The organism is Streptomyces sp. AC555_RSS877 (assembly GCF_019049245.1).
Taxonomy (GTDB): Bacteria; Actinomycetota; Actinomycetes; order Streptomycetales; family Streptomycetaceae; genus Streptomyces.
Genome location: NZ_JAGMUK010000009.1, coordinates 37,559 through 63,512, shown reverse-complemented (window position 1 = coordinate 63,512; position 25,954 = coordinate 37,559). Strand labels below are relative to the sequence as shown.

The 25,954-nt window shown below is 68.2% G+C and carries 34 protein-coding genes; 5 read left to right on the top strand and 29 right to left on the bottom strand.

Annotation, left to right across the window (positions count from 1 at the left end; translation table 11 throughout):
- Positions 1 to 539: 539 nt before the first annotated feature.
- The gene (locus KUM49_RS05170; RefSeq protein WP_217235490.1) at positions 540 to 782 is read left to right on the top strand and encodes a helix-turn-helix transcriptional regulator; all 243 of its coding nucleotides are present in this window, start codon (positions 540 to 542) and stop codon (positions 780 to 782) included.
- Between the two features lie 427 nt (positions 783 to 1,209).
- On the opposite strand, the gene KUM49_RS05165 is transcribed toward KUM49_RS05170, so the two are convergent.
- The gene (locus KUM49_RS05165; protein ID WP_217235489.1) at positions 1,210 to 1,392 is read right to left on the bottom strand and encodes a hypothetical protein; all 183 of its coding nucleotides are present in this window, start codon (positions 1,390 to 1,392) and stop codon (positions 1,210 to 1,212) included.
- Positions 1,393 to 1,554: 162 nt separating this feature from the next.
- On the opposite strand from KUM49_RS05165, the gene KUM49_RS05160 reads away from it, so the two are divergent.
- The 4 genes from KUM49_RS05160 to KUM49_RS05145 all read left to right on the top strand — a co-directional run bounded on the left by KUM49_RS05160 (position 1,555) and on the right by KUM49_RS05145 (position 2,955).
- A complete protein-coding gene (locus KUM49_RS05160; RefSeq protein WP_217235488.1) occupies positions 1,555 to 1,815 on the top strand; it encodes a winged helix-turn-helix domain-containing protein in 261 nt (86 codons plus the stop codon).
- Positions 1,816 to 1,899: 84 nt separating this feature from the next.
- Positions 1,900 to 2,496: a GntR family transcriptional regulator gene (locus KUM49_RS48020; protein WP_254400747.1), complete on the top strand. Its 597-nt coding sequence runs from the start codon at positions 1,900 to 1,902 to the stop codon at positions 2,494 to 2,496.
- Between the two features lie 33 nt (positions 2,497 to 2,529).
- The gene (locus KUM49_RS05150; RefSeq protein WP_217235487.1) at positions 2,530 to 2,721 is read left to right on the top strand and encodes a hypothetical protein; all 192 of its coding nucleotides are present in this window, start codon (positions 2,530 to 2,532) and stop codon (positions 2,719 to 2,721) included.
- A 9-nt stretch (positions 2,722 to 2,730) separates the two neighbouring features.
- Complete coding sequence (locus tag KUM49_RS05145) at positions 2,731 to 2,955, top strand: hypothetical protein (RefSeq protein WP_217235486.1); 225 nt, start codon at positions 2,731 to 2,733, stop codon at positions 2,953 to 2,955.
- Positions 2,956 to 3,037: 82 nt separating this feature from the next.
- Here the strand turns inward: KUM49_RS05145 and KUM49_RS05140 are convergent, their stop codons facing one another.
- The 28 genes from KUM49_RS05140 to KUM49_RS05005 form a co-directional block, all read right to left on the bottom strand.
- The gene (locus tag KUM49_RS05140; RefSeq protein ID WP_217235485.1) at positions 3,038 to 3,382 is read right to left on the bottom strand and encodes a hypothetical protein; all 345 of its coding nucleotides are present in this window, start codon (positions 3,380 to 3,382) and stop codon (positions 3,038 to 3,040) included.
- Between the two features lie 36 nt (positions 3,383 to 3,418).
- A complete protein-coding gene (locus KUM49_RS05135; protein ID WP_217235484.1) occupies positions 3,419 to 3,613 on the bottom strand; it encodes a hypothetical protein in 195 nt (64 codons plus the stop codon).
- Positions 3,610 to 4,218, bottom strand: coding sequence for a recombinase family protein (locus tag KUM49_RS05130; protein WP_217235483.1), 609 nt, complete (start codon positions 4,216 to 4,218; stop codon positions 3,610 to 3,612). The genes KUM49_RS05135 and KUM49_RS05130 overlap by 4 nt, the downstream gene beginning before the upstream one ends.
- 319 nt (positions 4,219 to 4,537) lie before the next feature.
- The gene (locus KUM49_RS05125; protein ID WP_217235482.1) at positions 4,538 to 4,840 is read right to left on the bottom strand and encodes a hypothetical protein; all 303 of its coding nucleotides are present in this window, start codon (positions 4,838 to 4,840) and stop codon (positions 4,538 to 4,540) included.
- A 4-nt stretch (positions 4,841 to 4,844) separates the two neighbouring features.
- Positions 4,845 to 5,183 carry a hypothetical protein gene (locus KUM49_RS05120; protein WP_308406547.1) on the bottom strand — a complete coding sequence of 113 codons (339 nt, stop codon included), beginning with the start codon at positions 5,181 to 5,183 and terminating at the stop codon, positions 4,845 to 4,847.
- A 17-nt stretch (positions 5,184 to 5,200) separates the two neighbouring features.
- Positions 5,201 to 5,644, bottom strand: a complete 444-nt coding sequence (locus KUM49_RS05115) for a hypothetical protein (protein WP_217235480.1) — start codon at positions 5,642 to 5,644, stop codon at positions 5,201 to 5,203.
- A complete protein-coding gene (locus KUM49_RS05110) occupies positions 5,645 to 6,004 on the bottom strand; it encodes a hypothetical protein (protein WP_217235479.1) in 360 nt (119 codons plus the stop codon).
- Between the two features lie 3 nt (positions 6,005 to 6,007).
- Positions 6,008 to 6,772: an N-acetylmuramoyl-L-alanine amidase gene (locus tag KUM49_RS05105; protein WP_254400746.1), complete on the bottom strand. Its 765-nt coding sequence runs from the start codon at positions 6,770 to 6,772 to the stop codon at positions 6,008 to 6,010.
- A 63-nt stretch (positions 6,773 to 6,835) separates the two neighbouring features.
- A complete protein-coding gene (locus KUM49_RS05100) occupies positions 6,836 to 7,426 on the bottom strand; it encodes a hypothetical protein (protein WP_217235477.1) in 591 nt (196 codons plus the stop codon).
- A gap of 9 nt (positions 7,427 to 7,435) precedes the next feature.
- Positions 7,436 to 8,035 carry a hypothetical protein gene (locus tag KUM49_RS05095; RefSeq protein ID WP_217235476.1) on the bottom strand — a complete coding sequence of 200 codons (600 nt, stop codon included), beginning with the start codon at positions 8,033 to 8,035 and terminating at the stop codon, positions 7,436 to 7,438.
- Positions 8,032 to 9,123 (bottom strand): DUF5047 domain-containing protein, encoded by a 1,092-nt coding sequence (locus KUM49_RS05090; protein WP_217235475.1) that lies wholly within the window; start codon positions 9,121 to 9,123, stop codon positions 8,032 to 8,034. The genes KUM49_RS05095 and KUM49_RS05090 overlap by 4 nt, the downstream gene beginning before the upstream one ends.
- Positions 9,124 to 9,125: 2 nt before the next feature.
- Positions 9,126 to 11,360, bottom strand: a complete 2,235-nt coding sequence (locus tag KUM49_RS05085) for a hypothetical protein (RefSeq protein ID WP_217235474.1) — start codon at positions 11,358 to 11,360, stop codon at positions 9,126 to 9,128.
- Between the two features lie 10 nt (positions 11,361 to 11,370).
- On the bottom strand, positions 11,371 to 15,963 hold the full coding sequence (locus tag KUM49_RS05080) for a hypothetical protein (RefSeq protein ID WP_217235473.1): 4,593 nt from the start codon (positions 15,961 to 15,963) through the stop codon (positions 11,371 to 11,373).
- A gap of 12 nt (positions 15,964 to 15,975) precedes the next feature.
- Positions 15,976 to 16,449, bottom strand: a complete 474-nt coding sequence (locus KUM49_RS05075) for a hypothetical protein (RefSeq protein WP_217235472.1) — start codon at positions 16,447 to 16,449, stop codon at positions 15,976 to 15,978.
- Positions 16,392 to 16,721 (bottom strand): hypothetical protein, encoded by a 330-nt coding sequence (locus KUM49_RS05070; protein WP_217235471.1) that lies wholly within the window; start codon positions 16,719 to 16,721, stop codon positions 16,392 to 16,394. The genes KUM49_RS05075 and KUM49_RS05070 overlap by 58 nt, the downstream gene beginning before the upstream one ends.
- Before the next feature lie 75 nt (positions 16,722 to 16,796).
- The gene (locus KUM49_RS05065) at positions 16,797 to 17,357 is read right to left on the bottom strand and encodes a phage tail protein (protein WP_217235470.1); all 561 of its coding nucleotides are present in this window, start codon (positions 17,355 to 17,357) and stop codon (positions 16,797 to 16,799) included.
- Positions 17,358 to 17,439: 82 nt separating this feature from the next.
- Positions 17,440 to 17,838, bottom strand: a complete 399-nt coding sequence (locus tag KUM49_RS05060) for a hypothetical protein (protein WP_217235469.1) — start codon at positions 17,836 to 17,838, stop codon at positions 17,440 to 17,442.
- Complete coding sequence (locus KUM49_RS05055; RefSeq protein ID WP_217235468.1) at positions 17,838 to 18,101, bottom strand: hypothetical protein; 264 nt, start codon at positions 18,099 to 18,101, stop codon at positions 17,838 to 17,840. Before KUM49_RS05055 ends, KUM49_RS05060 begins: the two co-directional genes overlap by 1 nt.
- A gap of 2 nt (positions 18,102 to 18,103) precedes the next feature.
- Complete coding sequence (locus tag KUM49_RS05050; protein WP_217235467.1) at positions 18,104 to 18,469, bottom strand: hypothetical protein; 366 nt, start codon at positions 18,467 to 18,469, stop codon at positions 18,104 to 18,106.
- Complete coding sequence (locus KUM49_RS05045) at positions 18,469 to 18,822, bottom strand: hypothetical protein (protein WP_217235466.1); 354 nt, start codon at positions 18,820 to 18,822, stop codon at positions 18,469 to 18,471. Before KUM49_RS05045 ends, KUM49_RS05050 begins: the two co-directional genes overlap by 1 nt.
- The gene (locus KUM49_RS05040) at positions 18,819 to 19,370 is read right to left on the bottom strand and encodes a mobile element protein (RefSeq protein WP_217235465.1); all 552 of its coding nucleotides are present in this window, start codon (positions 19,368 to 19,370) and stop codon (positions 18,819 to 18,821) included. Before KUM49_RS05040 ends, KUM49_RS05045 begins: the two co-directional genes overlap by 4 nt.
- A complete protein-coding gene (locus tag KUM49_RS05035; RefSeq protein WP_217235464.1) occupies positions 19,357 to 19,665 on the bottom strand; it encodes a hypothetical protein in 309 nt (102 codons plus the stop codon). Before KUM49_RS05035 ends, KUM49_RS05040 begins: the two co-directional genes overlap by 14 nt.
- Before the next feature lie 38 nt (positions 19,666 to 19,703).
- Complete coding sequence (locus KUM49_RS05030; protein WP_217235463.1) at positions 19,704 to 19,916, bottom strand: hypothetical protein; 213 nt, start codon at positions 19,914 to 19,916, stop codon at positions 19,704 to 19,706.
- A gap of 14 nt (positions 19,917 to 19,930) precedes the next feature.
- Positions 19,931 to 21,220 carry a phage major capsid protein gene (locus KUM49_RS05025; RefSeq protein ID WP_217235462.1) on the bottom strand — a complete coding sequence of 430 codons (1,290 nt, stop codon included), beginning with the start codon at positions 21,218 to 21,220 and terminating at the stop codon, positions 19,931 to 19,933.
- An 8-nt stretch (positions 21,221 to 21,228) separates the two neighbouring features.
- The gene (locus KUM49_RS05020; RefSeq protein ID WP_217235461.1) at positions 21,229 to 22,050 is read right to left on the bottom strand and encodes an HK97 family phage prohead protease; all 822 of its coding nucleotides are present in this window, start codon (positions 22,048 to 22,050) and stop codon (positions 21,229 to 21,231) included.
- 2 nt (positions 22,051 to 22,052) lie between these two features.
- Complete coding sequence (locus KUM49_RS05015) at positions 22,053 to 24,005, bottom strand: phage portal protein (RefSeq protein WP_217235460.1); 1,953 nt, start codon at positions 24,003 to 24,005, stop codon at positions 22,053 to 22,055.
- 1 nt (position 24,006) lies between these two features.
- Positions 24,007 to 24,183, bottom strand: a complete 177-nt coding sequence (locus KUM49_RS05010; protein ID WP_254400761.1) for a hypothetical protein — start codon at positions 24,181 to 24,183, stop codon at positions 24,007 to 24,009.
- A 56-nt stretch (positions 24,184 to 24,239) separates the two neighbouring features.
- The gene (locus tag KUM49_RS05005; RefSeq protein ID WP_308406546.1) at positions 24,240 to 25,943 is read right to left on the bottom strand and encodes a terminase TerL endonuclease subunit; all 1,704 of its coding nucleotides are present in this window, start codon (positions 25,941 to 25,943) and stop codon (positions 24,240 to 24,242) included.
- Positions 25,944 to 25,954: the final 11 nt, after the last annotated feature.

The window sequence follows — 25,954 nt, the reverse complement described above, 5'->3', positions numbered from 1 at the left end:
GCGATGATGAAGTTCAGGAACTTCTCGGCGAAGGCCGGGTCGAGGCTCCCGCCTGTACGTAAGCCGCGTTCGCGCAGGTGAGGATGGTTCAGTAGCTTCGCCAATCTGTCTGCCGCGACTTGAGAGCACCTTGGCGGAACCTCCGTGGAATCTTGGCAACCCTACAGGCCGTCCCCTAAATATCTCCTAATCGATCATGCAATCACCGCAGGTCAGCGTCAGTAGAAGGAGCGGACGGCCCCCCACCCCGCTCAGCGGAGATGGGAGGCCGCCCTAGTGCCAGCCCCCCGTCATCGAGGGGGGGCATCCTTTTGACGACGGGGCCGGCACGTTCTGGGTGCTTCGACCTTGCGCCTTTCCTGATGCCGCAGGTCGATGCCTTGATTCACTCGATTGAGCGAACGGGTGTTCGAATCTTGGACACTACACGCACCTCTGCGGCATATGCCATAGCCCCGCAGAGGTGTGCCGCCAATCTTGATCCGTTGGCGACCGTTTGGGTACTGACACAAGATCACTAAAGCTTGAGCGTGTGGGGGGTGCCAGCCCGCCGCAATCCCAGACCCGACTGGGTCACCGACCGATGCGTAACCCTCGGCCACCGCATCGCCGACCTGAGACGGCAGGCTGAACTGTCACAGGAAGAACTCGCCCATCTCGCCGGCCTGGAACGCCGCAGCATCCAGCGCTACGAAAACGCCAAGCGGGATCCGCGGTATTCGGATCTTCTTCTCATCGCCCACGCGTTGCGGGTGCACGTCACCGACCTCCTCGGCAGCTAGGGGTCGATACCGCAGTGGGGGGCTGGGTGTGTGCGGCACCGGAATCTGAGTCAACAGTGCTGGTGCCCGCACAGGAAGGGTCCATCTGCATATATCTGCGTGGAGCCTGTGGGGCCGATGTGAAGTTGTAACCGCCAGACCATGCGTTGGCCTGGGCTTAGGGCAGCCTGATGAGCGTTTCCGTAGCCCCAGGTCAGGCGCTGGCCAAACGTTTCTGCGGGTAACGCCCGGACTGGCACGGCGCCCCGGTTTCACGCAAGCGTGACGAGGCGGACCCGCCTGCCATGGCAGTGGTGTGCGCAGCGGGCGAGGGGAACCGGCCGGCCCCGGGCAGGCTGGAGGTCGAGGTTGCCGGAGCAGAACCCGCACTCGCCGAGCCGGCAGTGGCTGTCGATGTCGCCGTCGCGCGGGTTGTCTGGTCGCGGCTTCACAGGGCGCCTCGGAGTCCGGCGGGCGATTCGGCGGGGCACACGTAGACGGCACCTATGCCGACGCCGCTGGGTGACAGGCGTTCCCCGATGCGGGTGCCGGGGTGGTCTTCGCTGCCGCAGGGGCACGGTTCGGGTGGTGTGGTCTGGCGCTGGGCGCCTGGGTCCGTAGGCTCGTCCACGTCGACGGCTCCTTCGTCGGCCATGCCCCCGGGCCGCGGTGCAGCGGTCGCGGGGGTCCTGCAATTGCACGGTATCGCTATAGCCCGCTCTATGCCGCTACATGGAGCATCGTGCGGCTCCTTGCCGACGCATGGAGGCATGGGCGGCTCTACGTTGACGGCATGGATGATCAAGCGTCGGTGGTGGATCCGGACTCGCCCGTGTACGTGTATGTGCAGGTCGCCGACGACATCCAGGCCCGCATCAAAGCCGGGCAGTTGCGGCCGGGGGCGCGCCTGCCTGGGGAGCGGGAGCTGGCCGACCAGTATCGGATCGCCTACGGGACCGCTCGGCGGGTGATTCAGGAGCTGCGGGATCGCGGGCTCGCAATGACTGTGGCCAGCAAGGGGACGTTCATCGTCGAGCCGCCCGTTGAGGGCTGAACGGTAGAATCTGGCGAAACAGAGCGGCCCCCGTAGGTGCTACCAACACCGAACGAGGGCCTGACCAGAGGAGATGTGGTCCTCATGGCTGTACGCCAGCCTACCCTTCGCGGGATACCGCGGAAGTCTCCGCTCGGCGGGTATCTGTACGTGATCCGCTTCAGCATCGACGTGATCAAAGTGGGGATGAGCGTCTCCCCGGCTGGGCGCGTGCGCGCTCACTACGGCTATTCGACCGGACTCGGGATTCCCGTGACTGATCTGTGGATCTCAGAGCCTCACGAGCATGCGGAGAGGAACGAGACGCAGCTGATCAAGTTCTGTTGCGCCAATGCGGAGCAGGTCAACGCGCGCGAGTACTTCGTCGGTCTTGGGTTCAGCGACGTGGTCAGGCATGCGAAGACGTTGCCGTATGTGCCCGCTCAGTGCAGTACGTCGGCGCACGACATCCCCAACGCGATGCGGTGGCGGCAGACCTACGACGCCCTCAGGGAGCGGATCGCCGACGGCACCTATCCGCCTGGTCAGCGGCTTCCGTCCGGGCTGGCGATTTGCGACGAGTTTGGGATTTCGCCGGTGACTGCGAAGCGCGTGTTGACGGAGCTGCGGAAGGCGGGGCTGGCGGAGATGCAGGTGGGCATCGGGACGTTCGTCACCGAGCTGCCGCAGCCGGAGGGCTGACCACTGTCCGACCCGCGCCGTAAGATCGGACGCATGCCCTCCACTCCGCCCGATCCGGGTCCCGCGCGGTCTGCTGCGGAGCTGAACGCGGCGATCCGCGCCCTGTGGATGGGCCCGGGCGGGCACCCCACACTGCGGCTGACAGACGAGCAGCGGGAAGAGTACGGGCGGCTCCTCGCGGCTCTGCGGGAAGTCGAACGCGGGGACGTCACCACAGCGGCTTAAGATCCTGCGGTGGCACACACCTTCGAAGATCTTGTGAAGCTGGAGCAGGCGGCGGAAGCGGCTCGCGCGCTCCTCGACAGCCCGGACGTCGACCACGACGCGCAATGGCAGGCGTGGCGGAAGGCAGCAGCCGACTTCCAGACTGCGGTCACCGGGCACGCGAAGGACGAGGGCAAGCCGCGCGTCGAGGTGGAGATGGCCGCGAAGAAGGCCGTCCGGCACACCGGGGCCTGACAGCAGCGCACCCCGCCCGGGGTTCTACGCTCGGGCGGGGTGCAGCAAACCCGACTTGGTTGTGTCGGGTGTTGCGATCAGCCTACTGGCCGCCACTGACAACGCCGGGGCGCGGCGAGCCTTCCCCGCGATACCAGCCCTCACGCTCCGCTGGCGTCCACGGACGGATGGCGCTGCTGTCGATGGTGACCGCAGAAGACGCATCACCAGTGATCTGCAAATGCCCGGCGTCCCGCCGCGTCGACAGGACGTAGGCGCCCGTCCCGAAGCCCTGCTCGGCGGCCTGCCGCAGGCCTGCTCGGATCTGCTGGAAACCCTCCCCGACCGACTGCAGGGCGGGCGACAGCGCAGCCACGGGCGCGGGCGGGTAGTGCCGGTCGAGCTGCTTCAGCGCGCGTTCACGGTCGGGGTACGGGCGGTACGACATGGGCGCCTCCTCGCGTCCCCGCCAGCATCCCAGACCTCACGCCTCGTCCGGCCAGCTCGTCAACACGGTGCCGGTGTCCTCGTCGACGAGGGTGACGCGCGCGCCGGGCCCCTTGCTGAGGCCGATCCACTCGGTGACCTTGCCGCGGGCCGTCGACTCCGCCGACCACCAGCCGTGCATCGTCGGGCGGCCGACGGAGGTGAGGGTGACGTGGAAGCGGTCGTCGGTCACGGAGCCCCTTCCGTCTGTGCCTCGTGCGCCCTAAGCGCCTGCGAGATGGCGCCGACGCTCGGATGCTTCCCCTTGTTTGCGCCTTCGGCGATGCGGAGGTGCGGCTGGATCTGCCGGATGGTGAAGCCACGATCTCGCAGCGCGGCTGCCTGGATGGTCAGCGCCTCGGTCATGACCGGCTTGCGTCCGCCGACGCGACCTCGCTTGCGTGCGGCTTCGAGTCCGTCCTTCGTCTTCTTGACGATGTCGCGGCGTCGGTCTTCAGCGAGGGCGAGTGCGAGGTCGAGGATCAGGGAGCGTTCCTTGTGTTCGCCGGCTGCGATGCCTTCGAGCACCTTGACGGAGATGCCGCGCTCGAACAGGTCGTTGAGGACGATCAGGCCTTCGAGGAGGTTACGGCCGAGGCGGTCGACTTCCTGGACGCAGAGCATGTCGCCTTCGCGGAGGTACTCGATGGCGGCGGTGAGGGCGGGGCGTTCTTCGGCGGTGAGTTTTCCGCTGATCTTCTCTTCGAAGACCTTGAGGCAGATCGGGTCGAGGGCGTCGTGCTGCCGTTGGACGTTCTGCTTGTCGGTGCTGACGCGGACGAGGCCAACTAGGGCCATTCAGATCCCCTTTCGTTCATCAAACGTATCGGTCGCCATTCTGAACACTATCAGGTTGATGAACGAGTTTCTGAACAACTCGACTTGCTGAACGACGAGTTGAGCAAGATCACGGTTCAGGTTCACGTCTCGACCGATTGATGAACAACCCTTCCGGCCCCCGGACACGGCAGAACGCCCCCTCCCGAAGGAGGGGGCGTTGTCATTCGGCGTTGTCATTCGGCGTCGTCGTCGGGCGGCGGCATGGGGGGCGGTTCGAGGAACGGGCGGGGTGACAGCCAGAACGGCGGGCTGCCGGAGTCGTCGGCCATATGGCCTCCTACTTGCTTGGGGGGTCCTTCTTCTTCGTCTTGAGCCACTTCTTCACGGTCTCCACGGTGGCCGCGTCGAGCGAGGCGAGCGCGCGAACGGCGGTCTTGTCGCTGGCGGTGGCGTCGATGCCGGCGTCGGCGAGGGCCGCGGCGAGTTCCACCGCTTCCTGATCGTCGGCGGGAACCGGCGTCGGCAGCTCGGGAGGTGCCGGGATCGGCTGAGGTTCGATGCGGCCCATCCGTTCCAGTGACCGGGCGTCGGCGGCGGTGTCGTCGATGCGTGGGCTGAGGGCAACGAGCGGCTCGGGCATCGGCTCACACTCCAGTTCGGTTGTATTCGTCGACCCGGGGTGGCGGCGCTGGGGGTTCGATGCGGTGATCCCGCATCTGGGATGTCAGCTCACCCACGTACCAGGCGAACGCCCGCACCAGGGAGCGGAGCGACCGCACCTCTTCCCGGGTTGTCGTCAGCTCCTGCCGCAGCTCATTCTTGATCGCGTCGAAGGCGGCTCGGTCTTCAGCCCGCTGGTTCGGTTCCGCCGCTGCGTGTGCTGCCGCCCGTGTGGCCTGTGCCGTTGCCGCCGCTGCCCGCGTGGTCGCCCGCGCGGCAAACAGGCCGGCCACCACCATGCCGACCGTGCCGAACGCCGCCACGATCCCCGCCCACACTGTCACGGGCCCTTGCCTCTCCGGGCAGGCCGCGGCACTGGGGGAACCGAGTACTCGGGAACCGTTGCCGCCCACATGATGACCCCGACGTGCGAGGTGAGGTACCAGATTGCGACGTAGGCGCCGCGGGAGAATTCGCCGCTGACCACAGCGGCCATGTAGGCGATGGCCCACACGGTGGGGGGAACGAGCGCGGCCACGAAGCCGCCCCAGTCACGGCCGACCCGCAGGAACGCGGAGCAGCCTGTCACGATCCCGGCGGTGATCCACAGCCACGCCCAGTGGCGTATGTCGCAGAGGTTCGTCAGGAGTTCGAGGCCTTGGGTGTTGGGCGGATCGACGAGAAATGACACACCCCAGCAGGTTTTCCCGACGCCGAGGATCAGCAGGAAGACGCCGCGGCGGCCCAGCTGTTTACGCAGCCGCCGGACCACCCGGCGCGGCACTCAGACGCTCCGGGGCGGCGTGCTCGCGGGCGCCGTCGGGGAGGCCGGGGAGACCTGGCCGCGAGTCATCAGGGCGAGCCCTGCGAGAACGACCGCGTTCAGTGCGCCGACCTTCTCGGCGGACAGTTCCAGACCGTAGGCGGCGAGCAGGGCGGCGACCGCGGCGACGAGGCCGGTGAACGCGCTGGGAGCGATGGGGCGGGTGACGGCGGCGGTCGCCACGGCGAACACCGCGGAGATGACGGCGACGACCGCACCGGCCTGCTCGGCGGACAGCCCGAACTGGAAGGTGACCAGCAGGGACAGGGCCGCGGATACGGTGGCGATGATGAGAGCGGGCTCTCTGCCGAAGATCTTCATGGATCAGGACTCCTTCTTTGCGGCGAGCTCGGCGACCGCCTTGTCGATGCGGCGGACGCGGGTGACGAGGTCGCGGAACACGGTGCGCCCGGACCAGTAGTGGCCGGGGTTTTTCGGGTCGTCGCTGTAGTCCGCGGCGTCCGTCGGAGCGTTGAATTTGTCGGCGGCCAGGAGTCGGTCGACGACCTTGTCGGCGATCCGGTCCATTTCTGCTTCGGTCACGGCGGTCTCCTGAGGCGTGGCGGTCTTCGGCGGTGTGGCCGCCGGTCGGGGTGCCCCCGCTTTGACCCACGCGTAGACGACGTCTCCGGGGCAGGCGGTGGGGTAGCCGTCTCGGTGTCCGCCGATCCAGGCGCCGGCCGGACCTTCCGCACGGCAGTAGTCGATGGCGTCGCGTGCGCCGTCCAACTGCGCGGTGGTGGGCTTGGTCAGGCCGGACGAGCCGACCATCAGCAGTACCGCGTAGTCCTGGTCGTTGAGGGTCGTGGAGCCGTTTGCGCTGTTGCGGCGCTTGAGGCCGCGGCCTTCGTACACGTAGCCGTGGGTGCAGACGACGAAGCTGTAGCCGATGTCGGACCAGCCGTTCCCGTCCATGTGCTGGGCCTGGATCTGCCGCACGTAGTCGTCACACTTGTCGTGCGCGCGGTCGCTGTAGGCGGTGCCGAGGTAGTGGAGTTTCACGCCGCGCCGCGGCCGGCTGTACGGGGTGGCCCCGTTGGGAGTGCGGTAGGCGCGGGCACCCCACTGGGATCGAGTGACCAGCTTCAAGGCGGCCCCCTCTCTGAGCATGTAAAGGGCGCCCAACTCGGGGCGCGAGCGGGTTGTTGCGGGTTAGAAGGTGGTGCGCAGGAACGAGACGTGCAGCCGCAGGTTCGTGTTGTTGGCGAGGTCGTTGGAGGCGGTGCGGAGGGTGACGATGCCGTCGACGCCGAGGACGAAACCCCCGTGGACGACGCCGGTGTCGTAGCAGCCGGCGACCATGTCGTGAGTGGGGCGCCAGCTGGTGGGGACGACGCAGCACACCGTGTCGGCGATGTTCCCGTTGGTGGACTGGATGGTGGAGCCGGTGCGGTTCAGGTAGATGTCGAGGACCGTCGTGCGGCCCTGCCGGTAGCCGGTGAAGTCGTTCACGCTGAAGCCGGAGGATGCGGACAGGCCGGTGGTGCCGCTGACGAGAGTGGGCTCCGGCGTGATCCACCCGCTGCCGTTGTAGATCTCCAGCCGGTTGACGTCGTTCAGCCACGTCGGCATGCCCTCTTCGGGATCGTCGAGGGTGGCGCCACGCTCGGAGGCGGACGCGAACCGCATGATGGAGCGTTGGGCGATCGCGTTGGCGATGTCCTTGGCGAGCTTGCTGGCGTCGGGGGCGTCGGTGAGGGACGCGATGTTGACGCCCTGCCCGTAGTCGTCGGTGGTGGGCACGCGGCCTCCCTAGATCGTGTACGAGATGCCGTCGAGCCCCACCCAGAGCGGGAGGTTCGAGGACTGGTAGGTGCGCAGAACCCCGGTGGTGGGGACGATTTCCAGGCGGACCACGGCCGGGAAGACGGAGGCGTCGCGGGTGACGGCCCACGCCGCCGTCTCGCTGGGTCGGATCGCCGCAGGCAGAGTGAGCAGGGTGGCGCCGTCGGCGATCGTGCCCGCCGTCGGCCCGACACGGCCTCGCAGCCAGATGCGGCGGCCCTCCCGCAGGTAGGAGGCGGTGTAGCCGTGGCCCGGGTTCTGAAAGCCGGCGGCTAGGGTGAGGCTCGTCCAGCCGCTGCTTGTGGCGAGTCTTCCCACGGCCACCCAGTTGCCGTTGCTGGACTGGTCGATGCGGATGACGTCGCCGGCTGCGGGCAGCACATAGGACTCCATGCAGCGGATGCTTTCGATGCCGTCGGCGTCCACGGTGCCGTCCCCGTTGTCCGCTGTGACCGTGGCGGTTCGCCAGTCGGAGCCGCGCACCGACGGCGACTCCTCCCCCACCCGCTGCGCCCTGCGTGCGATCGCCGCGGCCAGGTCCCGGTTGATGGAGGGTGCCGGTTTCACGCGTCCTCCTTCGCCGAGATGGTGCTGATCGGGAAGTCCCCGCCGAGGTCGAGCGGCACGGTGAATGCGGCGACTTGGTGGAGTTCGCGGCTGCCGTCCTCGTGCTGCACTCGCAGTACGTCGCCTGGTTCGAGCGCCGGGTTGGGCAGGCTGGAGATGTCGCCGGACGCGTTGGGTGCTTTCGCCTTGGCGAGGATGACGGTTGCGGCGGCTTGGCATGCGCCGGTGGTGATGAGCGTGGACGAGTTGTGGAACGTGGGGCGTCTGCCGAACGGGCCGCCCCAGTACGTCGGCGAGTTGGGGTCGTTGTCGGTGGCCAGGTAGGAGACGGGCGGGGCGTTGTCCGACGTGTTCTCCCCGCGGGCGAGTACCCCGTTGTGGACGGCCTTGCTGCTCATGGCGCGCTGGCCGGAGATGTAGGCGCCGCCCTCGACCGCTTCGATCGCCCACACGGGCTCCGTCGTCGCCAGGTCCGGGAGGGTGGCGATGATGAACTCGCCGTCGGGGCTGGCGTAGCACTCCGCGCCGGCGGCTGCGGCAATCTCCTGTACACCCGCCCACGGGTCCGCTTCGACGGCGAAGACGCGGCTGCCGATGACCGTGTTGGTGATCTGGCTGATGATGTCCGCGCCGGGGATGCTGCGTTGAATGATCTCGGTGATGGCGCTGACCACGGTGCCGGTCACCCGGTAGGGCGCAGTGAATTTGTCGTCCTGCACGATGATCGCGAGGTCGCTGCCGGTCAGCGTGACCGAGCCTTCGGAGACGTCGCCGTCGACGTCGTCCAGGCGGAACACGCCGAGCGGTATCAGTTCTTGGGTGCCGTCACCGTAGTCGACTCCTCGGGCGATCCGCATCCTTGCCCCGTAGGTGGCCAGTTCGTCGGCGGGGGTGCGGGGAATGAGCGTCGGGTCCGGGCAGGTGACGGTGCAGGTACGGCGGATCGCTTGCGCCCCGTCGACGGTCACTGACCCGCCTGTGTGCGGCAGGTCGATGACTTGGCCCGTGGTCAGGAACAGACTCACCTGCGTGACGGGAGTGTGGTCCTCGGTGAGCCGTTTCGGGAACCGGTCAGAGACGGGGTACACGCTTACCCCTTCCGGCGGTTCAGGAGTACGTCCTCCCAGGTGGCGAACGTGTCGAGGATGTCCTGCCAGGTGGTGAACTCGGTCAGGATGTCCTGCCAGGTCCGGCCGCCGGAGCCGTTGACGCCGGTGGTGACGGGCATGTCCGTCTCGACCATGGGCAGCGTCCACGCCCGCCACTTCTCCTGGGCCAGCGGACCGATACGGGATTCGGTGGCTTGCGCGACGTTGACGTACAGGTCGTCGACGCCCATGCCCGGCATCGTCTGCCACAGCAGCGTGTTCCCTGAGTCGAGCAGCAGGTGCAGGCCGTCGCGTTCCTCGTCGGAGCGTGTCCAGATGGCGAGGTCGCCCTCCAGCCCCTGCCGCCGCCCGGACAGGACGACTTTGTTTCTTCGGCCCCGCACGACGAACGTGGCCTGCTCGATGGGCCGCTGCCAGTCAGGGGCCCGCTGCATCATCACCCGGAGGTTGCGCTGCGGGTTGCCGGGGTCCTTCAGCCAGCATTCGTCGCTGTCGGCGAGGGTGAGCGTGATCGCCGATGATGACCGTGTGGAAGCGAGTACGCCGGCCGGATCGTAGATGGTGATCGTGTAGTAGACCTGCACGCCCATCGGGGCCTCGTGGTCTTCGATCACCATGAGGTCGGATGCGATGAGCTGCTGGTCGATCAGCCCGTCCGGGCCGCGTACCAGGGTGCGGGATCCGTCTTCCGCGACCCGGTGCACGCTGACCTGGTAGTCGAGCGGCAGCTCTCGCAGCGTCAGCGTGACGTACCCGGCGTCGCTGTCGGCTGTGACCGCGGTCTGCGGCAGCACCTGCCACAAGACGACCTGGTTCACGTGCAGGACGCTGGACGTCGCGGATGCGGTGGCGACGAGTTCGACTGCGGCCTGGGTGGCGCCTGCCGGTGCGACCGCATCGGAGGCCAGCGCGTACCAGGATGAGCCGGGGATCCCGTAGTTGGTTGCCGTGGATGTGCCGAGATCCGCTCCGACCGCGTCGTACCAGCGCATTCGGACGCCCACTGTGGACCAGGCGCCGGCTGCCGCATGGACGATGGGCTGGGCCCGGAAGTTTTCACCTTCGACGATCCCGCCGACCATGCTGGAGCGGATTGTCGAGGCGGTGGCGGTCGACGAGGTGACCGCGAGCGCATACGAGCCCGAAAAGAACGAGGCGCCCCACGGTGTGGTGCGGGCCAGCGTGGCCACGCCCGAGGTTGCCGTCCAGCCGCCGACACCCTGTTCGAAGCTGGAGTCCGCATACGACAGAAGTGACCCGGCCTGCAGTTTCGGCGCCACGATGACGACCGAGGTCTCCAGGCGCAGAACCTGCCCGGCCGACGCCGAATCCAGGCCAGCCGCCACCGAGCAGGTCGCGGCGTTCGCCGGCGCCACCATTGATGCCCGTTGCCGGTACATGCCCGTCGCCGGCGTGGGCGGCGCCAGCGTCGACCTCTGGGCGCCGACCTGGTTGTCGTTGGTGTCGTAGAAGCGGAGTTCGATCCACGCTGTCGACGCGATCGTTGGCGGCTGGAGGTAGGCGTAGGCGAGGTACTCCTCGCCCGGCGTCACGGTGGGCCGGTCGACGGCCAGAATCGACGCGTTGCCTGCGGCGACCGCCGTCATCGCCAGCGTGTGTCCGCCAGCGAGGTAGTTGTCGACGGCCCAGGACATGACCGGCACCTGGCGGGAGATGCTCGCGTTGACGACGGGCGCCCACCCGGACGCGTCGACCTCGGTGGACTCCGTGTTGAAGGGCAGCAGGTTGCCCTGGGTGGTGATCGGCAGTCCGAGGTAGACGTTCTCCCAGTAGTGGGCGACGTTCACGCCGACCTCGGTCGACGACAGCAGGACTTGCGCCTGGATGGCGATCGGCGGGGCGACCCCGGCCACGCTCACCCGGTGCCACGACGAGGAGGATCCCGTCGTCGTTGTCGACCAGGTGATGCCGACTTCGAGGCCGCCGTGGGCGAGCCAGCGGATCCCGATCCGCTCCCCCACCACCCCGGCCGTGTCGGCGAACGTCTCGTAGACGGTTCCCGCCACGACGGGGTAGGAGGAGACGGTGCGTGCCTGCATCTCCCCCGCGGCCACGGACCGGACGGCGAGGCAGCCGTCCCCGTTCCTCCCCCCGGTGCCTTTGATGATCACGCAGTTGAGCTTCGGGGTCCATCCACTCGTGTTCGGGTCGATGGACTCCGTGGTCTGGCTGAGGAGGTTTCCGGGAATTGCCAAGGGAACCTCCTTAGCCCGAGTTGATGACGGAGATGAGTTCCTGGTTGTTGCGGTGGACGCGCACGTCGATGAAGTCGGCGAGCGCCTCGTCCCTGGCGTGGATTTCCACCGTGATCGGGTCGTCCGTGCCGCGGGCTGTCAGGGCGTTGAACTGGGCCCCGGTCAGAACCGGTTCGGGCTTCCCGGTCCCGTTGTAGGCAAGGTTGAAACCGGGCTGGAGGAATCCGCCGGCGTCGTACTTGCCGGGCTGGCAGCCGTACCAGCTGTTGAACAGCGGGCTGTTGTATCCGCGCGCCCGGGGGCCGACGATGACGCCGTCCCCGCCACGCGACTCGACTCTGGTTTTGCCGAGGGTGCCCGCGGTGTGGCCGACGCCGTCCGCGGTGATCCCGACCCGGAACGGACTGTTGCCGTTCAGGACCCAGCCGGGTGGGGCGGTCTTGCCGTGGAAGGCGTGCGTCGACCAACGCCGGTGCGGCTTCTGGCCTCGGATGACGGACTCGATCGCGGACATGAAGCCGGAGCAGTCCCAGGACGGGTTTCCGTTGCCTGCCCATTGATAGGGCTTGCCGTTCTGGGTTTTGGCCCACTTCAGGGCCGCCTGGATGCGGGGGCCGCCGATGCCTCCGCCGCCCCGCTTGTCGGCTTCCTTGCTGTAGCCGAACAGGGCGTCGAGGATCTTGTCCGGCATCCGCCGCAGCATCTGCCCCAGTTGGGTGTCCATGCCGGGGAACTGCTTCAGTAGCGGGTCGACGGCGTGCCGCATACCCGCCCGCGCGGAGGCTTCGAGCGTGTCCGTCAGCCACGACGCGCCCTTCTTCACCGTGTTCCACACGGCTGAACCAGCACCGACCGTCGCTGACGCAGCAGATTTGATCCATCCGAAGATGCCGCCGTCCGCGAACGCCTGGTGCACGCCGCCGTTCGCATAGCGCAGCGAGCGGTCGATAGGCGTGTCGGGGTTGCCGCCCAGTACGGGCGCCAGGGCCTTGCGGACGCCGTCTGCGCCAGACGACTTCGCCAGGTGGTTGAAGTAGTTCACGAACTGGGATCCGGCGCCGCGCGTGAACTCGGGCCTCATGATCGCTTCGCCGCCGGACATTTCCAGCGCCATACCTGAGGGGCTGTAGAACTTGTGCGGGTCCCTGCCCGGCGTGTAGCCGGGCAGGATACCGCCGCGGGCGAACGCGAACTTGTCGAGCTTCTTCGCGCCGAACGCGCCGGCAATCTGGTTCCAGACGCCTCGGATGCCCTGGTTGTAGACCACGTCGACGATGAACTGCACGGGCGCCCGAGTGATCGCCTTCAGCCTGTCCCAGGCAATCTTGATCGCCTTGCGGGCCGTGTCGAACGAGGCTGCCACCGTGCTGACCGCGGCCCTGAGGGTGTCGAACACCGGCTTGATGCCGTACTTCCACACGCCGGAGATGGTGGCCCTGATGCCATCCCAGACTGGCTTGACGGCGTTGTCGCGCAGCCAGCGGAAGACGCCGCCCAGGTTGCGGATGCCGCCGCTCAGGAACTGGAACGTCGGGCGGATGACCCGCTCCCACGCCCACAGGATTCCCTCACGGATCGCCTTCCAGTGCTGCACAACCTTCTCGTTGAGCCACCGGAAAGCCGGACCCAAGTGCGTGGTCACCCACGTCACAAGGCTGGCGATGGCGCCGACCAGCCCGGACACCCATCCGATGACGGTGGACAGCGCGGATACGAAGACACCGACCAGGAATCCGACCAGGTCCAGCAGCGGGGGCAGCAGCCACGAGAGCACGCTGACAGCCAACTCCAGGACCAGGCCGACGATCTGGGCCAGCGGCGGCAGGATCGGCAGCAGCGCCACCGCGAGTTGCACGACGGCCTGCACCAGCTCCAGGAGCGTCGGCAGCAGCTGCATCAGCACGCCCGCCGCCATATCCAGGACCATCCCGAGCAGCTCCCCGAGAACCGGGAACAGCGGGGAGAAGGCGTCCACCAGGATGAGGAGCGCCTCGGTGAGCGGCGGCAGCACCTGAGCCAGCGTGCTTGCGAGCAGGCCGACGAACTCCCCCAGGATGGGGGCGATGTCAGCGAGGACCGGGGCGAGCTGCTGCGCCAGGGAGGCGACAACCCCGGCCAGCGGCGTCGCGATCGCCAGCAGCGCGGTCGCAATCCCCACGAATGCGTCGGCGACAGCGGGCAGCACCGGCATCAGTGCGCCGAGGACGGTGGTAACGAGCTGCACGCCGATCGGGATGAGCGGCGCCAGCCCCTCCACCAGGGCAGCTGCCACACCGGCGAAGCCCGCGAGGGACGGCAGCATCGTGAGGAGGGCGTCACCGATCGCCTGGAACGCCTCCGAGATCACTGGCAGCAGCGGTTCCAGAGCGGCGAACACGACCTCGATCAGCTCCATGCCGACCGCGACGAGCGGCTGCAGTACGGCCATGAGATTTGTCAGCGCGGCGGCGAACACGTCGGCGACGAGCTGTGCCACCGTCGTCAGCAGGCCGACGAGAGGGGCGAGCATCGGCTCCAGGGCGCGGAAGACCTGCGCGATGATGTCGGCGACTGCGACGAGGGTCGGAGTCAGCGCCTGGATCACCTGCGTCAGCGGACCGACCAGCAGGTTGATCAGCTGAGTGGTGATCGCGAGCACGGGCGCGAGTGCGGGCGCGAGAGCGGTGATGACCGCACTGATCAAGGCGGCGATGGGCTGCAGGAGCGGCATCACCGACTGGACGATCTGCAGGATCGTCGTCCCCACCATCACGAGCGCCGGGGCTAGCGCGTCCACGATCGGCAGCAGTACCGCGCCGAGCGTCGTCGCAAGCTGCTGCAGCACCGGCCCCAGAGCCGTAGCCAGTACGGCGATCGGCTGGGCGATCGCCGCCATCAGCGGCACGACCGCCTGCACCACGGCCCCGATGACGGGGACGATCGCGCCGACGATCTGCGCCACCGACGCGAACAGCGACCGCATCTGCGCCTGCATCTCAGGCGCCGCAAGGATGCGTTCGAGCTCTCCGAACACGGCGCCGAGCGCACCGACGATCTGCGCGCCCGCATCGGAGGCGGCCCGGAAAATCTCCTGAACGGTGCCGAAGACGTTGCCGAGCAGCGTCCCGAACTGGGAGAGGATCCCGAATGCGGTGTCGATGGCCTGCTGCAGGCCGCCCGACTCGAAGCTCGCGGCTATCCCGTCGGTGAACGAGGTGATGGCGCCGGCGAACTGGGTGAGCAGTGCGTTGAACGCGGGCTGCGCGGCGACCGCCAGCTGACCCCAGGCGGTGAGCAGCTGACCCGGGGCCTTCTCGAAAACCCGCAGGTTTTCCGTCGCCCCGGCGAGGATCTTGTCGAGCAGACCCGTCTTCGCCATCTCGGTGATGGCGCCGGCGGCGTTCTTTGCCATGGCGTTCCACACGCCCGCCGTGGCGGTCAGCTGGCGCTGCAGGATCGGAATGGTGGTGCGGCCCAGCGTGGTGACGGTGGAGTCCAGGCCCTTGAACAGTTCGTTCTGTACCGACAGGCGCATGGCATCCCACGCGGGGGCGAGGCCCTGGACGGCCCGCACGAAGCTCTGCGCGTTGGGTGCGAGCTTGGACATGGCCTCGTCGAACTTCGACGTCTGCGCGGCGGCTGCGGCCTGTGCGTCCGCCACGGCGGCGGCAGCGTCTGCGACGGCCCGCTGCGCGTCGGCGACCTGCCGGGCGCCGTCCGCGCGCGCCTCGTCCACGCCGCGCTGCGCGTCGGCGAGAGCACGCTCCTTGTCGGCGACGTTCTGGTTCGCCTCGGAGATGCGCTCCTTGACCGACAGCACCTGCTCGGAGCCCTCGACACCGGCCTTGTTGGCCTTCTTCGTGTCGTCGGCGAGCCGCTTGGTCTCGGTGCGCTGTTCGGTCAGGTTGAGCTTGGCCCGCTCGTAGCTGATGCGGAGCCGCTCCAGCTCGTCGGGGGTGACGCCCGGCTTGCGCTGGGCAGCTGTGAGCTCTTCCTGCGCCTCCTTCAGGCGCAGGACGGCTTCACGCTCGTCGAGATGCGATTCGGCGAGCTGCTGGTTCATGTCCTGCAGGGCGCGCGCCGCCTCGCGGCGGGCATCGTTGAGCTCGCCCTGTACCTGGCGGGCGTCGCGCTGCGCGTCGGCCAGGTCGCGTTCGGCGTCCTGGACCTGCCGCTGCGCGTCCGCGACCCGCTTGGCCGCGTCCACGCGCGCGTCTGCGAGGGAACGCTGCGCGTTTGCCAGCCCCCGCTGCGCGCTCTCGACCGCCTTCGTCGCCGAGGCAGCCGCGCCCGCGTCGGCTGACGAACCGGCGAAGGCAGCCTTGAACGCCTCCCCCACACCCGACAGACCGATCTTCAGCGCGCCGGCGGCAGCGCCAGCCGTGGCCAGAGCGGGCGCGAGAACGGCAGCACCGGCCGCAGCCGAGGCCAGGTTCGCGCCGATGGCGACGCCAGCCAGAGCGCCAACACCCTTCAGGCCGGCGCCGAACGCCTTCGAGAAGGCGCTCGCCCCGGACTTGCCCGCAGACGATGCGCGCGAGGTGACGGAGCGGGACCAGTCCCCTTCGAACTCCGGCCGGATCGAGACGTATCCGCGTCCGACGAGGACACCACCAGCAGCCACCGCGCACCCCCGTTACTGGTTCGCGGCAGGCCGTCCGAACACGGCCGCCAACTGCTTCGCTCCGGAGCCGTGACGGCCACCGAAGCGGATGACGTTGGACTTCTTTGCGCTCTCGACACCCGGGCGCGGAATCGGGTCCGGCGGCTTCAGCCGACCGGTCTTCTTCGGGTCCCCGCCGAGCTTGACCGTGGCGAACGTGTTCTCACGGATCGCGTCCACCGCGCTGGCCAGCAGCTGCCGGTCCAGCGTCCAGGCGTCCTCCTCCGCCGACGACCCGCGCACCGCCCTGGCCGTGACCGAGTCCGTCGGCAGGAACTTCAGGAAGACGCGCAGCTCACGCCACGACATCTCGCCGCGGTACAGCTCCAGCAGGGAACGGCCCGGCCAGTAGTGCGGGATGTCCCACTCGACGGCCTCCCCGTACTCCTCTAGGAAGCGGCGGAGGCCTGCGATTCCCCCGCTTCGACACCGGAGCGCTTCTGCCACTCCTGCGCGATGAGCTCCAGGTCACCGAAGGTGAACCCGGCCGCGTACATCTCCTTGACCTTGTCCCGGCCGAGGAGGTCCTTGAGTACCTCGACGGTGTTGTCGAGGTCGCCGACGCGTTCCTGCAGCTCGAACGGCAGGGACTTGATCGGGGGCAGCGTGAACTCGACGTCGAACAGGTTGTAGGTGGTCGGCTGCGGCAGGGCGTCACGGCGCTGCTGCGCAAGCGAGTTGAGGTCGACGATCTCGGTGCCCGTGGTCTTGGCGGTCATGCTTTCTCCTTGCGGGTGTAGCGGGTTGGGGCCCGGCAGGCGCGACCCGCATGGCACGCCTGCCGGGAGCAGGGGTTACGCCGCGGCCCAGGCCGGGTCGTTGGACAGCCACACCGCGATCTCGGGGGCGCTGTCCGCGTAGGCGGAGACCGTCATCGGCAGGGACACGGCGCCCGAGCGGGCCAGCGTGATGCTGTCGCGGTTGGTGACCTCGCCGCGGGCGATGACGAGCCGGTTCTTGATGTCGCCGTCCATCCACTCCAGGCCGATGGCACGCTCGTCAGGCGTCGGCGCCGCCGGGATGCTGAGCTTGTTCACACCGGCCGTGACCTCAGTCATCGTCGACGACGGGAAGTACAGGGTGATCGTGCTGGTCTTCAGCTCGATCGCGGTGAACCCGAGCGTCATGTCGACACCGGTCAGGACCTTCCGCACCGGGCTGAGGGACTGCCAGGCGTTGATGTCCTCGGTCTCCGTCGAGTACGACATTTCCACGCCGTCGTCGGACAGGTAGCCGAGGTCCACCCAGCCCGCCGCCCAGGCGGTGTCCAGATCGGACGGTGCGGTCGTGCCCTTCGGGGCGATGTAGATCGAACCGTTCAGTCCGACCCTTACGTTGTCGGCGTCGTTCGCCACGGGATGCCTCCAGGCATAGCGAGGACCCGCACGGCCAGCGCCGACGGGTGAATGGGAAAAAGGGGGTGCGGGTTGGGTACTGCTACGCGGGGCGGACCACCATGCTCATCACGAGCACATAGCGGGGAATGCCCGTGACCTGGTCCGGGAGCCAGACGAGGCTGGTCTCCTCGACGCCGTAGATGCGGGCTCCGGGCCTGGTCGTGCCCTGGGCGGCCAGCAGGTGCGCGGACACGAGTGACGCCAGGTCGAACGCCTGGCCCTTCGTGGGCGCCAGGATGTCGATGTCGAGTCCCCGGTTCGCCGTCACGGCCTTAATGGCGGAACCGCCGCCAGGGCCGAGACTGACGGCCACGACGGGCAGATGTTCCGCCAGATCCTCCGGCCACTCGCTGCCGACCGTGACCGCATCGTCGAGCACCTCGGCCAGGAGCCCGATGGCGACCTGCTCGACGTCCGGCATCGGGGCGACAGGCAGCATCATCGCCGCTTACGGCCCGTCTCGACGGCCGGTTCGGGCTGTGCCGGCTGCTCCTGCTGCGGCGCAGCCTCGACGGCTTCCGTCTCGCCGCTGGCGTTGACCGCCTCGGTCGATCCGGGCTCGAGCACGCCGCCGTTGTCATAGCCGACCACCTCGGCGACGATCCCGTCACGGTGCAGCGCCTTCAGCGTCACCTCGTCGACGTCGATCTCATCGCCCGGCTTGTGGTCGCCGTACCAGTTGGCCAGCTTGATCCGGGGCATCGTCAGCTCCTCATCGCGTCCAGTGTGCGGCCCAGGACCCGCCACTTCGGTGAATGGCCCTCCTGGGGGCGCTCCTGCGACGTGTAGGGCCGGCCGGTACCGAACTCGACCTGCACGGCGTAGGCAACGTTCGCCGCGATCTCGCTGCGCCAGCCGAAGTTGCTGCGGACGAGCTTCGCCTCCAGGGACCGCTTGTAGTCCTGAGAGCGGGTCTCATCCCCCCAAGTCGGGCCGCTGTAGGTCGGAGCCAGGGCTTCGGCGATCGACTTGCCCCGGTTGGCAATCGACAGCAGATAGCCCGCCAGTTCCGGACTGGAGGCGATCTGCCGGTAGATGCGCCGGTCGAAGACGACACGGGTACGGGCCATCAGTCGACCTCCTTCAGCCGGGCTTCGATGTGGTGCACGCCGGGCCCGAACGGGTCCGGCCAGCGGCCGACCTTGCCGTCGACCTCCAGCGTCATTCCGTCGAACTCGATCCGGTCCGTCTCCAGCAGGTCCAGGTCCACGCCCTCAGACGTCTGGAGGTTCCACCCGGTGACGGTGGTCTGCCGGTCGTCCGTGTCCTCCTCGGACCGCACCGGAACGCCGGCGGGCTGAATGTTCACGCCGGTCACCGGCGTGTGTTCAGCGTTGTCCCAGTCGCGCTTCTTGTTGTGATAGCGGTCCTCGACCAGAGGGGCACGTATCCGCACGAACGACTGATAGAACATCAGGCTCATGGGGCGTCGCCCCGGTTCAGCTGGTACTTCTCCACCGCGGTCGTCCACTGCGAGGTGACCCCGATCGATGCCTGCGCGCCGAAGGCGACGGACTGGCCGCCCACGGTCATCGAGGTCAGCCCAGGCCGCACCGCGTACTGGGCACGCGCCTGGTCCAGGACGACCTCGGAGACGTCGTCGGGGATCGGCTCGTAGCCGTGGCTGAAGACGACCTCGATGCAGCGCAGCCGGTCCGGCCAGCAGCCGCCCACCCGCCGCAGGAAGCCGTCCGCCGACCAGTCGTAGTCGGTGCGGTAGGCCAGGGCCGTCCCGTCCAGCGTCAGCGAGGCGACCGCCGTGACCGGCGCCGCCGGCAGCAGCAGCGACTCCTTGCCGTTGCCGTCCAGCACGAGCGTGTCGTCTGCCACGAACGAGACGTAGTGCCGGACTGCCCCGCGGAAGCGGCTGGATGCCGCCGCCAGGGCCTGAAGGAGCTTGAGATCACTGGCCGGTACGCCCAGCCAGATCGCGAGATCCTCAGGGTCGGCGAGGTAGTCAGTCGTCGCCACCGCCCGCACCGCCCTTGTCTGCCGCGGCGGTCCGGGCCTTGTTGCTGACGGCCCTCTTCTTGGCGGGCGCCTGTTCCGGCTCCGTCGGCTCCTCGGTGCTGTCCTGCTCCGGGGCGTCGAGGACGCCCAGGCGGCGGGCGTCGTCGTCGTTGAGCTTCATCGTGGTCTTCACGCCGGACGGCGTGGTGACCTCGTACTTCTTCAGCGGTCCGCCCACGGCGGCCACCTCCATTCGTTCGTCGACGGGGATGGAGTCCGAGGCCGTGCCGCAGGCGGCGTGAGCGGCGCCGCACATGGGGCAGCGGCCTCGGACGGTCCGTGAGGTGACCAGCATCAGGGCGCGAGCTGGCCGGACGTGCGCATCGCCGCAAGCAGCGCGTTCAGCTTGGTGCGCAGCGCGTTGGTGTCAGCGAGCAGGGCGTCGAACTCGGCCTTGGTCGGTGTCGCGCCGGCTGCCGCCGAGGCGGTGGCCGCGGCGGCGTTCGTGACGGCGGCCGTCTGCTTGCCCTCGCGGGCCGCTCCGGCGCCTGCGTTCAGGTAGGCCATGGCATGCCCTCCGATCAGGCGGTCAGGTCGATCTCGACGAACGCGTTGGGCTGGATCACGCCGAACGCGGCGCGCATCTCGGCGAGGATCGCGACCATGTTGCGGATGAAGAAGTTCGCGTGCGAGTCGCTGATGGTGATGGACGCCTGCTCGCGGTCCCACAGCACGGCCTTGCGGAAGTCGCCGACGTAGCCGGTGCCCGCCGGGACAGCCTCGGTCTCGATGACCGGCAGGCCCCACAGGGTGCCCGCCGTGCCCAGCCCGGACGGGCCGCCGAAGTAGTAGCGGGCCTCGTTGTCCTGCAGGAGGTCGATGGCCTCCAGGTCCGCCGGATTGAACAGGTACGCGTTCGGCGTGGACCTGCCCACGAGGCGCACCTTGGTGCGGGCCTTGCGGGTCGTGGTCAGCAGGTCCGAGTCGTAGGCCTGCGCCTGCACGCCCGAGACGTTGCCCAGACCTTCCAGGTTCTCGCCGGTGCCGTCACCGGCCACCATCTGGTCTTCGAGCTCTTCCTCCAGGCCGTAGCGGAGGAACGCGTCGATGATGGATCGGACCTGTGAGGCGTCCGACAGGGCCCGCTTGGTCAGCGGGATCCAGTGCGCGATCGTCCGCACCGGAGTGGTGACCTTCGCCCACGCCAGCGCCGACTCGGGCTTCACACCGTTGGCGGTGGTCATCGCGCCCGGATCGGCCGTGGTCGTCGACTCCGGGACCGGGGCGGCGTTGTTGGTCTGCGACGTCTGCCGCACGTACTCGATCGTGTCCGAGGTGGTCGTCAGGTTCGTGACCACGTCCCGCAGGCGAAGCGGGCGCTGGAACACCATCTGACCGACCTGCAGGCCCATCAGCTGGTTGTTGACGAACGCGCCGCCCGAGGTGTCGGATCCGCCCGTGACGAGCGCCTTGTAGCCGACCGGCCGGGACTGCACCCGGTGGTCCTTGCCGAACACGCCGTTCGGGGCGGACTGGATCAGGGCCTGGAACTCGCCACTCTTCACGAACGTCTCGCCCAGGCTGGCCTTGGCGTCGGGGACGACGAGGCCGGACGGAGTGCGCTTCTCGCCGGACTTCTCGACCAGCTCGACGCCGTCGCCCAGGTCGGTGAGGGCCTGCCGCATAATCGCGGTCGCCTTCGCCTTCTCCAGACCCTCCTTGGCTTCGCGCGCCTTGGCCATGTGCTCGGTGACCTGACCGCGCTCGTCGTCGGAGAAGTCGCGGCCCTCGTCGTCCGCTTTCGAAGCGATCGCCTGGGCGGCCTGCAGGTGGTGCTTGAGCTGTTCCTTCAGCTCTTCAGTCTTATTCACGGTTCTCCTCAGTCCGTAAGCGTGTAGACCTCGAACGCAAGGGCTTCGAGATCGGTGTGCAGACGGAGCGAGGCGGGGCTCGGCCCGGCGGGCTGCTCGGCCTTGGTCTCAGGCGCGTCCTGAGGCGAGGCGTCAGCGGGCGGGACAGGCGTGGCCTTCTCGGCGTCCTGCGATTCATCAGCGCTGGAAGGAAGCGAGTCCAGCAGCTCGGTTGCAAGGCGCGCGATGTCACGCACCCGCCCCTCGTTCTTCGCCGACAGGGTCCTGCCGGACTTCAGGCCCTCCAGGGCCTCCTGAACCTTGGCCAGGTCCGGGAACGTCTCAGCGGCCTGCCTGCTCTTCACGTCGATGAGCTCGGTGGCCTGGTTGGCGCCGATCAGTGTCGGACCGACCTCGTACAGCTTCAGCTTGCGCAGCTCGTAGAAGCCGTCGCTGTCCTTCTCGTCGACCCACGAGCCCTCTTCGATGTCGTAGGCGAAGGAAAACTGGGTGACGCGCCGGCCCTTCAGCAGCTTGTACACCTGCGCGGCCTTCGTGCCGGGTTCGGTGTCCAGGCGGGCCTTGACCCACAGTCCCTCCGGACGCTCCTCGGCCTCCAGAACCTCGCCGATGTGGTACTCGGGGTCGTGGGACATGTGCGACCACAGCACCGGGATCGGATCCCCGCGCCCCTTCCACTCCGCGAGGGTCTCCGCGAAGGCCCCTGGGGTGATCTTGTCGCCGACGCTGTCCAGGTTGTAGGCGGCGACGATGGCTTCGAACACGCCCTCGTCGGTGCCTTCGTGGGTGCCCGCGGCCTTGATCCGCACCGGGCAGGATTTGATCCGCATGGTCACTCCGAATTCGAATACGTCAACAGACACCGGCAGTTCGCCGTCTCGGCCGCGTCGCCCATTCCGTCACCTGGCCAGCGCAAACCGTTCGAGAAGACCCCGTCCAGTGGGACTTTCTCGCCGTTCATCGCGGCGTGCTGCGAGCGCGGGTGCGCGCTCGTCGTCACCCACTGCTTGAAGCCCATCCCTGAGGCGCCCGCAGCATCGTGGCCGCCGAAACTGTGGGCTTCCGTCGCCGCGGTCTCGCTCCGCGTCAGCGCAGCGCCAACCCATACAGCGCCGGCCAGAGCCAGAGCCGCACCCAGTCCGCCCTCTTCCGGCGGGGGCGCGGCGGCCGCTTCCATCGCGGCCGTCTCGCCAGCCCCGTCGTGGAGTTCGGCATGATGCAGGGCCGCGGCGGACAACCAGGCATCCATCACCTCGGCGGACCAGCCCTGAGCGCGCGGATTGAACTCCTCCAGCACATCCCAGGCTCCGAGCTGCGCCATCCGCACCATGTGCCGCCCGATCAGCGCCTGCAGTTGCGCCACGCGCACGTCCCGCTCGCGCGCCCACCAGCCCGGAACGCCGTCCGCATCCGCTGGGGGCTCTTCCAGGAGCACGTCAGCGTGCCGCCGCGTCAACGCTTCCAGCTCGGTGACGAACCGATCGCGTTCGGCGTCCGCGTCATCCAGTCCTTCGGGCCGCCCTGCCTTCACCAGGACCAGGCGGCCTCCCGCTTTTGGGAGCGCCTGCGCCTCCGCAGGATCCGGGGCAGTGTCCGTCGGTGAGGCCATCTCCCCGACCAGTACGTTCAGCGGGGTGATCAGGTCGTCGCCGCCGTCGATCGACGGAAGGTTCATCCGGGCGCGAGCTTCGTTGCGCAGCAGCCACGGCGCACCGACCGCAGTCTGCAGTTGCGCCGCCTGCTCCTCAAAGCTGCCTCGCAGCTTCTCCTGCAGGTTGAACTCGACGTACACGTTCTCGCTGTCGGGCAGATCCGGGATGAGCTGAAGTCCGACCTCCTCCTGGATCATCGTCAGCCAGGGTCCGAGCGTGTCCTGGTAGAGATGCTGGTGCTGCTCCTTGATGTTGGAGAATGTCGCGTGGTCGAGGATTCCGACCATCGGCAGCGGAATGTGGTACGCCGCCGCAACCTCTTCCCTCGTGAGCTTGCGGGCCTCGATGTACTGGGCCTTCGCCGGATCGATGGCGAGCTGCTCGTACTCCATGCCGTCCTCGAGGATCGGCGTGCCCCCGCCCGAGGTGTACGACCGCCACCCCTCCTTGAAGCGGCTGCGCGCCGTCGGATCCCACTTCGGCGCATCCGCCGGCCGCTTCAGGACGCCGGACAGTCGGCCACCGTTGCGCCACATCTGCTCACGCGCCCGGTTCGCCTCGAACTCCTCCGCCAACAGCGACCGCAGCGCATCGATCGGGGAAGATCCATACCGCAGATCCACCGGGTCATAGCCGTGAAAGTGCACAACCTGGTCCGGGCGCAGCTCCAGATCGCCCTTGGAGCCGTGGACGGTGAACTTCTCCGGCTGGAGCCAGTTGTCGCCCTCGATCGTCATCCGCGACGGGGGAATCGGGATCACCCCGATGACACCGCCGCCCTGCACCTTGACCTTCACCCAGTACGCCGTGTCATAGATGGCGATATCGCTGACGAGGCGCTCGATCAGCCGGTACTTCGTCAGCTTCGCCCCAGGAGCGGCCAGGATCTGCGGCAGCGGGTGGTCGACCAGCCGCTCCCGGTCCGTGTCCGACAGCCGGCGGAATGCGTGGAGCCCCAACTGTGCGATGTTCCGGGCCAGGAAGCTGACAACAGTGCGGATCTGCGGCTGAACCCTGTACAGGTGCGCGTACTCCCGGTAGACCCCGTCCGCAAGCTGCACATAGGCCGCCGGAGCGGCCAGCGGGGCGATCGACACCGCCGAAAGCTGCCCCTGGGAGACGACGAACGCCACGTCAGCCCCCCGCCACCTGAATAAAGTCCACCTTCGACCGTTCGACGATGACTTCGCCGTCGAGCGGAGTGTCCGCAGCGCCGTGCTGCATCAGCACCGCGTCCTTCAACACCAGCAGCGAACCGCGTTTCGCCCACAAAATGCCCGCGAACGCCTTGTCGCCCAGGTTGACGATCACACGCTTGCGGACCGCAGTGCGGCGCCACGGAAACCACCCGAACACGGCAACCCCTCTCACACGACCTCGAGGTCGCCGTCCTCGTAAGCGCTCTTCTGTACGGGCTCGCGGGCCATCGCCTCAGACAGCGCCGTCACCAGCGCAGACACGGCGTCAATCTTCTCCGCGCTGCGCGCCTTGTCCGGCTTCACGTTCCCGGCCGGGTCCATTGCCACCGCGAGGTTGTCGACCATCCACGCCACCGCCGGATTCCCGCCGTGCCGCAGCTGCGGCGCCTCTGGCGTGCCCTTCAGCAGCAGCCGCTGCAGCTCCTTCAACGGCGGCGACATCGTGACGAAGCCCTGCCGAACCTTCACCATCGGCGCCTCGGACTTGGCCAGCTCGTTCGTCAGCGGGACCGCCGACCACGGGTCGAAGCCCACTGAGCGGACATCGAAGGTGTCGATGTCCCGCTCGATCTGCAACTGGATGTAGTCGTAGTCCGCGACGTTGCCCGGCGTGGTCACCAGCAGGCCCTCACGCACCCACACGGACGCCGAACCGGCCGTCCGCTGGTCCAGGGCCGCGACGTTGTCCTCCGGCGTCCACAGCCGCCACAGAGCATCGAAGCCGCCGCGCTCATCGTCTGGAAAGAGCCAGCACAGCGCGCACAGGTCGCTGGTCGCGGCCAGATCGAGCCCGCCATACGCCTCGCGGCCGGCCAACTTCGCCTCATCGACCATGCCAGCGTTACGGTTCCACGACTCCAGCGTCAGATACTTCGTCTCCTGCTTCGTCCGGCGCCCCAAGTGCAGGCGCAGGAACTTCGCCAGATCCGCCGGAGACTGCTTGGCCTCATCCGACTTGGCCTGCAGGTACGACCGGGTCGGCGACACCCCGTAGCCCGGGTTCGCCTTGCGCCACGTCGCCTCGACGTGCGGGTCGTCGTCCTTCTCCGCCGCCCACACCACCCCGTACACCGACGGGGCCGCGAACACCCTGCGCGACAGCTGCTCGACCCGCTTGCGCTTGCGGTCATACACCGACTCGCGCTTCCCGGAGTCCGCCGTCGTGATGATCACGACGAGCGGCTGTCGGCGCGAACCGGTACCTGTCTCGATCGTCTCGACCAGCTCGGGCGTCTTGTGCTCGTGCAGCTCGTCGACGATCGCGCAGTGAATGTTCGCGCCGTGCTGGGCGCCCGCCACCGATGCGATCGGCTTGAAGTAGGAGCCGGACCGCTTGTGCAGGATCTTGTCCTTCAGCGGCAGGACGTGCTTCTTCAGCGCGGGCGCCGCCTCGGCGAGCTTCTTCACCGGCTCGAAGACGAACCCGGCCTGCTCCTTCGTCGTCGCCGCCGTGATGACCTGCGCGCCCTGCTCGCCATCCGCGCACGTCATGTAGATCGCAAGCCCGCCGGCCAGCGTCGACTTGCCGTTCTTGCGCGGCACGTCCACATACAGCTCGCGCACGATCCGCACGTAGGAGTCGGCGTCCTCATCCCAGCGAACCCAGCCGAACACCGGCGCCAGGACATAGGCGACCTGCCACGGATCCGGCTTCAGCGGCTGCCCCGCCCACTGACCTTGCGTGTGCCGCAGCTTCGAAAACGCGTTCAGCACCTTGTCGACGCGCTCCGCATCGAACACCGCCCCCGGCGCCTCACCCGGAGACGGCGTCTGCACCAGCGGCGGACAGTCCGGCAGCGGAATCCCGCGATCGTTCAGATACCAGGCGATCTCCGGAGCCAGCTTCAGCCGCTCCAACTCCGCCGCATCCACGCCAGCCGTCG